Here is a 13,108-nt window from a genome sequence, read left to right as displayed (position 1 = left end):
CAATTAATTTTTCATCATTTTTTCGTTGATCATATCTTTGATATCAAAGATGATCTTCTCTGCCAGATTTTGCGCAGTTGTCTGTGACTGACTTTCTGCATAGATCCGGATGATAGGTTCAGTATTGCTTTTGCGCAAGTGAACCCATTCACGATCGAATTCGATTTTCACTCCATCGATCGTATTTATAGGCTGACGCTGATATTTAGTCTGAATTCCCTCAAGAATTTTATCGACGTTAATTTCTGCAGTCAGTTCAATTTTATTTTTTGAAATATAATAATTCGGATAAGTTGCTCTTAACATAGAAGCATTCTTTCCATATTTTGCAAGATGAGTAAGAAATAATGCTATACCGACTAAAGCATCGCGGCCATAGTGAAGTTCAGGATAAATAATTCCGCCATTTCCTTCACCACCAATAACAGCATCATTTGCTTTCATTGCTTCTACTACATTCACTTCACCAACTGCAGCAGCGAAATATTTTCCACCGGCTTTTTCTGTTACATCACGAAGTGCTCTGGTTGAAGAAAGATTTGAAACTGTATTTCCTTTTTTGTTTTTCAAAACATAATCGGCAACAGCTACCAATGTGTATTCTTCACCAAACATTTCGCCATCTTCACAAACCAATGCTAAACGATCAACATCAGGATCAACAACTATTCCAAGGTGAGCATTTCTTTTCTTCACTTCCTTTGAAATATCTCCAAGGTGCTCAGGTAAAGGTTCAGGATTATGCGGGAACTGACCATTCGGTTCGCAATACAATTCAATGATATCGTCGACTCCAAGTGCACGAAGCAATGCAGGAACGACAATTCCTCCTGAAGAATTTACACAGTCAATTACGATCTTGAAATTTTTTGCTTTGATTGCATTTACATCAACCAACGGTAAAGCAAGAATTTTATCGATGTGCTTATGATGATAGTTAGGTTCGCTGACGAATTTTCCCAGCTTACTTACTTCAGCAAATTGAAAATCATCTTCATTTGCCAAACGAAGAACTTCTGCTCCATCAGCAGCAGAAATAAATTCTCCTTTTTCATTGAGTAACTTCAATGCATTCCATTGTTTAGGATTATGCGAAGCAGTTAAAATGATACCACCATCAGCCTGCATGTCTGTAACAGCCATTTCAACAGTTGGCGTTGTAGATAATCCAAGATAGATAACATCTATACCCAGTCCTTTCAAAGTTCCTGCTACAAGATTCTGAACCATTTCGCCGGAGATCCGGGCGTCGCGTCCTATTGCTACAACAGGTTTTTTAGTAAATGTTTTTCTACGTAACATCCATGTTCCGTATGCCGCTGTATATTTTACGATGTCCACCGGAGTCAATCCATCACCGGGTTTCCCGCCAATAGTTCCTCTGATTCCGGAAATTGATTTTATTAGTGCCAAAGCTTATTTTTATTTTCTGCAAAGATAAGCGATTTTTCAGCATTTAAGCCCGTTTTCAGAGGTCTTCCTGTAGATTTATTAACCGAATACTTAAACGATTTTTATTCTGAAAATCAACATTTTGCTGGTATTCGAGATCAGTAGGATCGAATTACCGATCCAGCCACAACTTAAAATCACCTACTCGCTCCCGACTGACAATTCCATCGTCTTCATTCAAGTGGTTGGCGTAAATTTTCAATCTGCTGTTCAGGTGTGAAACGATTTTGTTAATGCTCTCAAAATTTATGATCACTTTGCGACTGATCCTGAAAAACTGTTCCGGATTCAATAAGACCTCATTCGTATCCAGACTCTGATCCAGGGCAAAACGACTTCCTGCTTTCGTGACAAGAATTACAATTCCGTCTTCAGAAATTAAAAACGAAATTTCTTCAACGGGAATAGACTGGATCTGTTCTCCGCTACGAACCATAAAACGGTTTTTGTACCGACGGTTTATTATGTTAAAAGTTTCTTCCAGTTTTTCCGATTGATCTGACTTTACATTATCGCTCATTATCTTAAACTTATCAATCGAAGCTCTTAATTCAGCTTTGCCAATTGGCTTTAAAAGATAATCAACACTATTCACCTTAAAGGCCTTGATAGCATATTCATCAAATGCAGTTGTGAAAATAATTGGTGCTGTCTCTTTCACTTTTTCAAAAATATCAAAACTGATTCCATCAGCCAGATGAATATCCATGAAGATAAGATCAACCTTCATTCCTGATTCAAGAAATGCAATTGTGCGTTTCACAGATTCAGAGATATGCACCACTTCATAATCCGGCTCTAATCTCGAAAGCAAGAGTGCCAGGTGCTCAGCAGAAAGTTTTTCATCTTCAACTATAAGTACTTTCATGATTTCATTGATATTTTAATCATTCCCGGATAAATTCAGTTTCCAGCAGCGGAATTTTAACAACAAAATTATTGTCAGCATCGGAAATTACAACCGGTAGCTCTGTGAAATAATCATATCTGGCAATAATATTTTTCAATCCTGTTTTTGAACTTTCAACAAATCCCTTTCTCAATTGTATCACATTCGAAACAACAAGATACTTCCCCTCAATAAAAACTTTCACTTCCAATGGCAGTTCTTCTGAAATTTCATTGTGTTTGATCGCATTTTCTATCAGAAGTTGTAAAGCCATTGGTGCAATAAACAACTCTGATTCTAAAGCTGTCACCTTAAAATCAAACTTAATATTTTCTCCGAAACGAATTCTTAATAAAAAACAATAGGATTCAATAAATTTCAATTCTGATTTTAAGTCGACTAATTCCTTTTCCTTATTCTCCAGGACATAGCGATAGACTTTTGACAACTGATCAATAAAATCTACTGCTTTATCCTGATCTTTATAGACTAGCGATGAAAGGACTGATAAATTATTGAATAAAAAATGCGGATTGATCTGGTTTCTCAGGTTTTCCAATTGAGCTTGCAGACTTTCCTTTTTGTGCATTTCAATTTCTACCAATGAAACTTTTAGTCGATGGAAAAAATGTACACTTACCTGTACAGTAACTAAAACCAATGTGACAAGTACTCCGATTATCAGCGATGCTGACACCATTGCATCTGATTTACTCGCCGGTACTTTGCAGAGAACATAATTGTAGAAAAGAAGTAATACATAGATAGTTCCGGCACTGTACACCAAACTAAAAAATGCCTGAAGCATAACACGTCTCGAAGGCGATGATTCCCATGGTATCTTTTTGTTCATGTACCTGTCAATCTGAACACTTCCTTCCCATACGATAATTGTTATGAAAATAGAAATAAAAGTCCCGATCAGCTGATCATTCCATTCTTCTGCTGCAGACAATAATCCCAGCAAAAGATGAATAATGACCCCGACAATGATCATGTAAAAGAACCGGCTCCTCAAAATCTTTTTCACTTCTGACAGATTAAATCAATGTTAGAATAATATTCTGTAAGTCATCATTGGAAAAAAGCCAAGTTGATATTCAGTCTGAATACTTCTTGTTGTAGGATTATAAACTTTCTGAAAAACATTTTTCGTTGCTAAAATGTTTTGAATATCAAATGCCCATTCCTGCGTAACTTTTTTGCCATTCAATTTGAAACCAATTTTAGCATCCAGCCGGGAATAATCACTGTACTTATTTTTGTAAGCTTCATCATAGTTGTATTCGGCTTCATTATTTGAAATAGAACGCTCCAGATCAATAGGTACATAGCGCTTACCACCGGCCACTGTAAATTTTCCGTTCAATGTAAGAACTTTCCTTTTATTCGGATCAAGATTGAATTCTGCACCGGCCAGTAAATTTGCTGTATAATTTCCATTGAAAGCTGTATTACGTTCTATCCCGTCACTGCCTTTATATTTTGAATCAAAGACTGAAGTTGTAAGAAGGAAATAATAGTTTTTGGCAAAAAATTTTTCCAGGGTGAATTCTACGCCAAGATTTTTCCCGGTTCCTGTATTGACCAGACTATCTTCATTTGGTGTGACATAATCTGCACCAATGTTCAATGTAGAATAGGTACTTGAATTCAATTCCACAGGAACGTTGCTTAATTGCTGATAGTATGCTTCAACTTTAATTCGCCAATTCTGTGAAAACTGATTGTCATATGCAATTACATAGTGATTACTATGTGTCATATCCATTTCTTTATTTGTTCTGATATAATTATTACCTGGCAATTCAGTCTCATAAAAGTATAAACTCATTGTCTGAATCTGACTATGCATTCCAGCAGCTGCACTGAAGGATTGATTCTCTGTAAAATTCCATTTTAATCCTAAGCGTGGCTCAACTGCATAGGTATTATTATAAAGAAATTGCTGGTAATGAATTCCTGAATTCAGTACGAACTTGTCTGAAAATTTATGTTGCCATTTACCGTAGCCCTGAATCAATGCACTAGTACCGGATATATTAGTCAGTTTTCTATAGTATGTCGAATTCTCAAGAAGACTATCTGAATAATTAGAACCAATTGCATCAGAGATAAATCCAAAGCTGACAGTATTTTTCGAACTGAATTTTTTATTGATATTGTACGATAGAGAATATTTAGCTTCAGAAGAATTATTTCCATAGCGAAGAATTTTACTTTCTTTATTGCTGTATAAACTGTCAACCGAAACAATATTTTCTGTGCCCGATACAGATAAGTTTATTGTCTGACTTGTATTCTCGTTGAAAAATAATTTGTGTGAAACTCCTATTACACCCATATTAGATCTGAAATAAGTATCTTCAGCAAAACCGCTGACAGTAAAATCGCCTTCCTTTTTATCTTTATCAAGTAATTCAATATAACTTTTACCTCCGATTCCGAAGATAGAAAAACGGCCATATTTAATTCCTGTGGGAATATCTATTTTGAATGACAGATCCTGATACTGCGGAATAGAACTATAACCGAATTTAATTCCAAGATCGTTCAACAAACCCAGTGTTGAATATCTGTAATTGGCGAGATAAGATGATTTTTTCTTTTTACCGATCGGACCTTCAGCTCCAACTTCAAAACCGTTGAAACCGATCTGACCCATGAATTCATTTTTCTCACTATTACCTCTACGCATTTTTAGATCGAATGCTCCACTGAGTGCATTTCCATACTCCGCCGGAAAAGCACCGGTCATAAAATCAGAATTGTCGAGAAGATTGTTATTCAGAATACTTACCGGTCCACCGGTTGTACCTAATGATCCAAAATGATTAGGGTTAGGAATGTTTACACCATCGAGACGCCATAATAATCCTGTCGGACTATTACCTCTGATCACAACATCATTCCTGGAATCTCCTGCAACTGATACACCGGCAAAGTTTGCAGCCATCCGAGAAGGATCACCTAACGAACCTGCATACCGATTCGTTTCTTCAACAGAGAAAGAGCGGGCACTGACAGTAGCCATTTCATTTATTGCAACACGTTTATCCTGACCGGCAGAGATCACAACTTCTTTCAGGTCTGCAACCTGTTCTTCCATTTCTAAATTTACAACGAGCTCTTTACCTGAATCTAAAATTAGGTTGCGCAAAATTACAGGTGAATAACCCATCAATATCGCTTTTATGGAAACTCGTCCAATAGGAATATCTTTGATCAGGAAATTTCCATTGATGTCTGTTGTAGTTCCAACATTTTTTGTTGAATCAAGAATAATAACTGTGACACCGGGAATGGGCGACTGCGATTGCTTGTCGACAATTACACCTCGTAAATTTTGAGAGCTGATCTGGGCACCAGCAAAAAGTGCAGTTGTGAGAATGATTAATCCGGTGAAGAGAATATTTTTCATTGCTTGAATTTTGATACAAGATTAATCAGGATGTACTTTGTATCAAACTACTTTTCTGTGAACTGTTGAAATTGCGATCTGAACTGTGAAGCTGATTTTTTGCCGGGATTTTTTACCGGGATTTAATGGATTTCTGGATTACCGGGTATATTTATTAATGTGCATTTTAATGGATTATTAGATTACTCGCTGATATGTGTGAATTTTTGCGAAGAAAACTCCCTTAAAATTGAAGTGAAATTTCTTCGCAAAAAATATTGAAAATGAAATCCAAAAATCCATTTCAAAATTTTCCCGGTAATCCATTAATCAATTTAATCCAGGTCAAAAATCGCAGACAAAAAAAAGAGGGTTGCCGATTAGCTCAGCAACCCTCAAGGTTTTTTTGGTTTTCAATTATGCAAGCTTTACGTTGACTGCATTCAAGCCTTTTTTACCGTCTTGAACGTCAAACGTTACGTTATCATTCTCGCGAATTTTTTGTGTTAGACCTGTTACGTGAACAAAAATTTCTTGTCCATTTTCGTCTTTAATAAATCCGAAACCTTTTTGCTCGTTGAAGAATTTTACTACTCCGTTTTTCATTGTTTTGTTATTTAATTGGTTATTAGTTGTTATTGGGTTTGTTCTTAAGAATAAGGATGAGATTTTACGATCTCAATATTTTTTTTGATCAGCTTATTTATGTCTCGAATATAAGAAACTTCTTCTTGTGTACAAAAAGATAATGCAATTCCTTCACTTCCTGCTCTTCCGGTTCTTCCGATCCGGTGTACATACGTTTCGGCCTGCTCAGGGATTTCATAGTTGATCACATGTGACAATTTGTCCACATCGATACCACGGGAAGCGATATCAGTTGCCACTAAAATACGGATTGAACGATTTTTAAAGCCTTTAAGTGCTCTTTCACGGGCACCTTGCGACTTATCACCATGAATAGCTTCGGCCTTAATTCCGTCTTTATTCAGGTCTTTTGCAACACGATCAGCGCCACGTTTAGTTCTTGTAAAGACCAAAGCGTGTTCAATTGCATTATTAGTAAGAACGTGCTTCAGCAAATTCCGTTTGTCTTCTTTCTTTACGTAGTAAACCGTTTGTTTAACAGTTTCTGCAGTCGATGAAACAGGAGTCACAGAAACGTGAGCCGGTCGAACCAAAATTGAATTGGCAAGCGTCTTAATTTCCGGAGAAACAGTTGCTGAGAAGAATAAAGTCTGGCGTTCTTTTGGAAGTTTAGCGATAACTTTTTTGATATCATTAATGAATCCCATGTCAAGCATGCGATCCGCTTCATCTAAAACGAAATACTCAATAGTATTCAATTTAATATAACCCTGGTTCATTAGATCTAATAAACGTCCCGGTGTTGCAACCAGTATATCCACACCATTTTTAATGGTAGAAACCTGAGCAACCTGAGAAACACCACCGAAAACTACGGCACTGTTTATCTTATAATTAGAACCATAAATCCGGAAGCTATCATGAATCTGCTGCGCAAGTTCACGTGTCGGAGCAAGCACTAATGCTTTGATCGTACGTTTCTGAGAAGGATCTTTCTTGTCGTTAAGAAATTGTAAAATTGGAAGTGCGAATGCCGCTGTCTTCCCTGTTCCTGTCTGTGCACATCCGAAAATATCTTTTCCTTCTAATATAAGAGGGATCGATTGTAATTGAATAGGCGTTGGAGTAAGGTACCCTTTGGTAATTAAAGCTTCAACCAAGGGTTGGTTGAGACCTAATTTTGTAAATGTCATTAATTATTAATAAGTGTTGTTTTTCCTCGAAAATTCATTGTTAAACATCCAAGGTTGAACTACTAAGAAAAATGTGAAAACTCGACTTGTGATTTAATGAAATTACAAACTACGCGGAATACAATCTTCTTGAGAAGTATACAAATGTACGACTATTTATACTTCAATAGCAAATTAATTGTTGCAAATTGCTTGCTTATCAGGTAATTATACGTAACTAGTTGAATATCTGCAATTTAGAGAATAGTAAGTAGTGAGTGGTAAGTTGTGAGTAGCACATTGTGCAAAATTGGAGAACAGATGCACTATATCAGCAAAATGGTTCATTAATGATGAATAAGAGCTAGTTTTGTAAAAATGTAATCAGTGCTACTTACTAATCACTAATTACTACTTACCAAAAGAAACTTGTACCCGTCTCGTTTGTTCATCAGTCAATGTCGCAAGTGGAAAAAATTATTGAAGTAAAAAATCTGGTTAAAGATTACGGAAAGTTCAGGGCAGTTGATGATGTTTCATTTGATGTTTTTCAGGGCGATGTGTTTGGATTTTTAGGACCGAATGGTGCAGGAAAAAGTACCACTATCAGAACGATGTTGACTCTTATCAGCGCGACATCAGGTGAAATCAAAATTTTCGGGAAAGAATTGAATGCAAACAGAAAAGAGATCTTAGCTGAGATCGGTTGTATTGTTGAAAAACCTGACTTCTATAAATATCTGTCAGCGCAAAAAAATCTGGAGATCTTTGCTAGAGTTTCCGGAAAAAATGTTTCTAAAAGTAAGATCGCTGAAGTAATTGAGTTTGTCGGATTAAAAGGCCGGGAAAACGATAAAGTGAATGGCTTTTCACATGGAATGCGGCAACGGCTTGGCATTGCACAGACTTTGATTCATGATCCCAAACTTATCATTTTAGATGAGCCAACTACAGGACTCGATCCACAGGGAATACTTGATATCCGGAATCTGATCCTTCAATTAAAAAATGAAAGGAATAAAACAGTACTCCTCTCCTCTCACATTCTTTCAGAAATTGAATTGATCGCTAATAGAATGGTCATCATCAGCAAAGGGAAAACTCTGGTGCAGGGAAATGTGCGTGAACTGCTTGATGAAAAAGTTCTACTCGTTTCCTTCGCAGTAAATGATCAGAATAAAGCGATCGTCATTTTGCAAAAAGCATTTCCAAATGCTATACAATCAACTTCGAATGATCAGATTCTTCTTCATCTGTCAAAAGATGAAATTCCTGCGTGCAATAAATTATTGACTGATTCGGGAATATCTGTTTATAGCATTGAATCAAAAAGAAAACTCGAAGATTATTTTTTAAAGTTAATCAATAGCTGATGTTTTTAAAAAGCACATACAATGAGATCCTGAAGATCGCCAGCAAACCGAGAAGTTACATTGGTATTGCAGCGATCACTCTGATCATTTGTGTGATATTGTTTGCCATGCGACTGGATGGAATGACATACATTTCATTCATCACTGCTCCTTTCGAACAATCACTTTCGTTTACAGGAAATATTCTGAACGGAAATCTGATGGCATTCATCATTCTGAATATGCTCATCATTCATGTGCCGTTGCTGATAGCATTCGTTACCGGTGATCTTATTTCCGGTGAAGGCGCAATGGGTACGATTCGTTTACTGCTTACTAAACCAATTTCAAGAACAGGTATTTTACTTTCAAAATATCTTGCCGGATGCTTTTATACACTCATAGTTTTACTTTGGATGGCATTGCTGGCAATATTCGTAAGTAAGTTTTTGTTTGGTCCAGGCGATCTCATGGTTTTAAAAAGCGATGGACTGAATATTATTCAGGCCGGTGATGTCGGAATGCGGTTCTTCTATGGATTTCTGGTTGCATATCTGGCTTTGATAATGATAGCAACACTTTCATTAACTTTCTCTTGCTTCTCTGATAATTCGATTGGTCCAATAGTATCGACAATGGGTCTTATAATTCTCTTCACGATCATAGGTACACTGGACGTACCCGTATTTGAAAATATAACTCCGCTCCTGTTTACAACGCACATGGCTTCGTGGCGAAGTTTCTTCGAAGATCCAATACCTGTTGAGCAGATTCGTACATCAATAATTGTATTAGTTGTTCACATTTTCGGATTACTTGGTATTGCTATCTACAAATTCAACAAAAAAGATATTTTGTCATGAGAATCCGGATTCAATTTATACTCATAGTTCTATGCATCATTTCAATCGATCTGTCTGCACAGAATGAGTCTGCTAATTCGATACTCCGGAGTGTTTATCAGAAAATTCAGAAAGCAGATAATTATTCCGCAAAAGCAAATATCCGTGTTGATCTTCCTTTTTTGAAAATGCTTCCGATCAATGCAAATGTTTATTTCAAGAAGAATGATAAATTTAAAGTCGATTCAAAAAGTATTGCAATTTTACCCCGGCAAAATTTTGATCAGTTGACAAAAATGCTGGCTGATACCAATTCATTCACAGCAATGATCCAGGCAAAAGAGGTTTTCAAAGAATTGCCTGTTACAATTGTCAGTATTATTCCTTTGGCAGATACGAGTGATCTCATTCTTGGCAGACTCTGGATCGATGAAAAAACTTCATTGGTGCATAAAGCGCAGATGACAACTAAAACAAACGGAACCATTCTGACAGAATATTTTTATGGCGCACAGTCTGCCTATGGATTACCCGATAAGATCATTTTCACTGTCGACATAAAAAAATTCAAGATCCCAAAAAGTGTAGCTGCAGATATCAATAACACCAAAGCCAAAGAAGAAACAAAAGAAAAGCAAGGACGGATTACTGTGGTGATGATGGATTACCTGATCAATAAAGGTGTCGATGATTCGGTTTTTAAATAATATTATGCTTAAAAAATTAAACACTAAGACCACTAAAAATTGTCACAAGAACACGTAATTGAAACTTCACTTGTGAACTTGTGCTAAAAACTGAGTGATCTTAGTGTTAAAAAAAATCTTACATTACTGAAACGACCTTAGATAACTTCCATAACATTATTAATTATTAATCTCTCTTCAAGTACTAAATCATTCTCCAACCAAAACCGGTTCGTTGATCACTTTTTTATAACCACTACGTCGTTTGACCATTTCACTTACCCTGTAAATCATAAAAATTGCAATCAGCGAAATAATAGCTACAATATACCCAAGCGTATTATAATGTTCCAACGGACTGAATTTATCTTTTTGCACTACGATCATTCCTCCTATTGCAGCTGCGAAACCGCCGGCAATTTGTTGTAAGGAAGCATTTATACTCATAAACGCACCTCTGTCCGACATATCTGGAATTGCACTTGTGAGAGCAACAGATGGAACCATTCTTCCCATGATACCGGCCATCATCAGGACGTTGAATACCATTACTAACCAGAATGGTGAAGGACCAAGATTAGTATAAAATAGTACGACCATTACCATCCATAAAGATGCCAATGCAAAGATCCTGAATTTGTCGTACATGTCGCTGATCTTACCTATGATGGGCATTATGATCAACGTACTGATACCTGCAACCATAAATAGAATTGGTAATTGCTCCTGAGTTATCTTCAGATTGTTTACAGCAAACGCACTACCAAAAGGCATCATCATAAAACCGCCGATAGAAAGTAAAGCCGTTGCGGAGAAACCGATCCTGTATTCTTTTTTTGCAATCGTATGCAAGAGATGTTTTACTGCAGTCTTATCACTTTGTAATGCAAGATGCGCCGTCAACGGATTTAATTTCCAGGCAATAAGTCCTGCTACAGCTACTGCCATTCCAGCTACCCAGAAAAATGGCGCATGCCAGCCCCAGATATTTGCAAGATAAAGTCCGATAGGAATTCCCAATACCTGACTCGCTCCAAAACCCATCGTCATAAATCCCATAACACGTCCGCGTTGCTGAATTGAAAATAGATCAGCAACGATTGCCATAGAAATGGAACCGATCACTCCGCCAAATATTCCTGTGATGATCCTTGCTGCAACCAGGACATGGTACGAATTTGCAAGTCCGCACATGATCGTTCCTAAAATAAACCCAACATAAAAAAACAAGAACAATTTTTTTCTGTCGTATTTATCTGCGAATCCTGCAGTAAGCAATCCTGAGATCCCGGCGCTGAATGCATAAGCTGCAACAGCAATACCGAAATTGGATGGATTCATGTCGAGTGATTTCATAAGCAGATCACCAAGAGGTGACATGACCATAAAATCAAGTATGACTGTAAACTGAGTAAGAGCAAGTAAAGCAATTACAAATTTCTGATATCCGGTAAATTTAACTGCCGGAGATTTTGGTTGATTCATTTAAAAATTAAATTAATTCGTTACACTGAAATCCAAGTTTTTTTATTTCACTGATGATATGATCATGTGTCAATGAATGCGAAACAATTCGCAGCACACAATCCACATCTTCTGTATCCACATTCCATTCACTGATCTTCTTATGTGAATTGAGAATTGGTTCAATACATTTTTTATCATCCTCAGACCGGATGTTCGTTTTAAAAAGGAGGATCTGATTATAATCGATTGACATAACTGTCGGTTTTTCTATTTCTAAGATCATGGAGTCAGTGCTTTGATAGTAAGTTGAAACGCTTCGTCCATTACTTTTTTATTGAATATAAATTTTCTTCCGCCAATACTTTTACCTTCATTATGAAAACGCAGTAAAGTATAAAGTGGTCCGTATGCAACACTCCAGAAAGCCTCAATTGAAAGTGGTATCAGTTCTTTTCTTTCGATAGCATTATGAGTAAATTCCTGCATTGTGGTTTTAAAATCCTTGAAACTTTCTTCATTGATATATTCGCCGTGATTTGAATGTCTGAGGATCTCGTAACAGGCAACTTCAAGTGGAAACTGAATTGCGAAATCAGACCGGTTCTCCCATTGTTTTTTAAGTCCTTCCGCAAAAGGCATTTTAGCAGAAAAGTCTTTCAATGTATTCTGCATAAACGACCGTCCGATCTCTGTCCCGATCACTTTGAGCAAGGTTTCTTTGTCCTTATAATAGATGTATAAAGTCGCCACAGACACGTTGCTGACCTTCGCCAGTTTATTCATGGAAAACCCGTCAAATCCCTCATTAGCAAGCATTTTGATAGCTTCTTCCCTTACAATATCTTCCTTTAAATTATCCCTTAACCGCATCTTATGACTTTAATCAGCCGCAAATATAAGTGAATGTTCGCTTACTTAACAAGGGAAAGTGCAACTTTTTATCAAATAATTTCAAGCCCAAATATGCAATGCTTGAATTTGTATGGTACGTTATTTTCCTTCTCTGAATAAAAAATTAACATGAAAAAAATAGCTTCACTCCTTTCGCTCATAACCTTCTTCGCCTTAACAGCCTGCGACAACAGAAATACAAACGACGGTGGTTACGATAAAGATCAGATCAACAGCAACACTGAAAACATGCATCTGCCTGACAGTTCGAAAATGGCGGAACCGGATAGTGCTGCTAAAGGTGATAATACGGTAACGGGGGAATTGAAAGATACTACAGATTTGAGAGCCCCGGAGAATAAGTATTGA

At 36.8% G+C, this 13,108-nt stretch carries 13 protein-coding genes; 4 read left to right on the top strand and 9 right to left on the bottom strand.

What is annotated here, in order from left to right; genetic code table 11:
* Positions 1 to 3: 3 nt before the first annotated feature.
* The 6 genes from glmM to IPL24_00845 form a co-directional block, all read right to left on the bottom strand.
* Positions 4 to 1,413 (bottom strand): phosphoglucosamine mutase, encoded by a 1,410-nt coding sequence (gene glmM, locus IPL24_00870; GenBank protein ID MBK8362267.1) that lies wholly within the window; start codon positions 1,411 to 1,413, stop codon positions 4 to 6.
* 151 nt (positions 1,414 to 1,564) lie between these two features.
* Positions 1,565 to 2,320: a response regulator transcription factor gene (locus IPL24_00865; GenBank protein MBK8362266.1), complete on the bottom strand. Its 756-nt coding sequence runs from the start codon at positions 2,318 to 2,320 to the stop codon at positions 1,565 to 1,567.
* A gap of 19 nt (positions 2,321 to 2,339) precedes the next feature.
* On the bottom strand, positions 2,340 to 3,371 hold the full coding sequence (locus IPL24_00860; GenBank protein ID MBK8362265.1) for a sensor histidine kinase: 1,032 nt from the start codon (positions 3,369 to 3,371) through the stop codon (positions 2,340 to 2,342).
* Between the two features lie 21 nt (positions 3,372 to 3,392).
* Positions 3,393 to 5,762 (bottom strand): TonB-dependent receptor, encoded by a 2,370-nt coding sequence (locus IPL24_00855; GenBank protein MBK8362264.1) that lies wholly within the window; start codon positions 5,760 to 5,762, stop codon positions 3,393 to 3,395.
* Between the two features lie 396 nt (positions 5,763 to 6,158).
* A complete protein-coding gene (locus IPL24_00850) occupies positions 6,159 to 6,347 on the bottom strand; it encodes a cold shock domain-containing protein (protein ID MBK8362263.1) in 189 nt (62 codons plus the stop codon).
* A 44-nt stretch (positions 6,348 to 6,391) separates the two neighbouring features.
* Positions 6,392 to 7,522, bottom strand: a complete 1,131-nt coding sequence (locus IPL24_00845) for a DEAD/DEAH box helicase (GenBank protein MBK8362262.1) — start codon at positions 7,520 to 7,522, stop codon at positions 6,392 to 6,394.
* A 437-nt stretch (positions 7,523 to 7,959) separates the two neighbouring features.
* On the opposite strand from IPL24_00845, the gene IPL24_00840 reads away from it, so the two are divergent.
* From IPL24_00840 to IPL24_00830, 3 genes are read left to right on the top strand one after another with little or no spacing between them, the layout of a single operon-like run.
* Positions 7,960 to 8,874, top strand: coding sequence for an ABC transporter ATP-binding protein (locus tag IPL24_00840; protein ID MBK8362261.1), 915 nt, complete (start codon positions 7,960 to 7,962; stop codon positions 8,872 to 8,874).
* On the top strand, positions 8,874 to 9,716 hold the full coding sequence (locus tag IPL24_00835) for an ABC transporter permease subunit (GenBank protein MBK8362260.1): 843 nt from the start codon (positions 8,874 to 8,876) through the stop codon (positions 9,714 to 9,716). The genes IPL24_00840 and IPL24_00835 overlap by 1 nt, the downstream gene beginning before the upstream one ends.
* Positions 9,713 to 10,402 carry a hypothetical protein gene (locus IPL24_00830; GenBank protein ID MBK8362259.1) on the top strand — a complete coding sequence of 230 codons (690 nt, stop codon included), beginning with the start codon at positions 9,713 to 9,715 and terminating at the stop codon, positions 10,400 to 10,402. The genes IPL24_00835 and IPL24_00830 overlap by 4 nt, the downstream gene beginning before the upstream one ends.
* Positions 10,403 to 10,591: 189 nt before the next feature.
* Here the strand turns inward: IPL24_00830 and IPL24_00825 are convergent, their stop codons facing one another.
* Genes IPL24_00825 through IPL24_00815 form a run of 3 tightly spaced genes read right to left on the bottom strand, consistent with a single transcriptional unit; the run spans position 10,592 to position 12,718 of the window.
* Positions 10,592 to 11,866, bottom strand: coding sequence for an MFS transporter (locus IPL24_00825; GenBank protein ID MBK8362258.1), 1,275 nt, complete (start codon positions 11,864 to 11,866; stop codon positions 10,592 to 10,594).
* 7 nt (positions 11,867 to 11,873) lie between these two features.
* Positions 11,874 to 12,131, bottom strand: a complete 258-nt coding sequence (locus IPL24_00820) for a hypothetical protein (protein MBK8362257.1) — start codon at positions 12,129 to 12,131, stop codon at positions 11,874 to 11,876.
* The gene (locus IPL24_00815; protein ID MBK8362256.1) at positions 12,128 to 12,718 is read right to left on the bottom strand and encodes a TetR/AcrR family transcriptional regulator; all 591 of its coding nucleotides are present in this window, start codon (positions 12,716 to 12,718) and stop codon (positions 12,128 to 12,130) included. Before IPL24_00815 ends, IPL24_00820 begins: the two co-directional genes overlap by 4 nt.
* A gap of 150 nt (positions 12,719 to 12,868) precedes the next feature.
* Between IPL24_00815 and IPL24_00810 the strand changes: the two genes are divergently transcribed.
* Positions 12,869 to 13,108: a hypothetical protein gene (locus tag IPL24_00810; GenBank protein ID MBK8362255.1), complete on the top strand. Its 240-nt coding sequence runs from the start codon at positions 12,869 to 12,871 to the stop codon at positions 13,106 to 13,108.

Source organism: Bacteroidota bacterium (assembly GCA_016711505.1).
Lineage (GTDB): Bacteria > Bacteroidota > Bacteroidia > AKYH767-A > 2013-40CM-41-45 > JADKIH01.
Note: the sequence above shows the minus strand (reverse complement) of the source record. Positions and strands in the feature narration are given on the sequence as shown.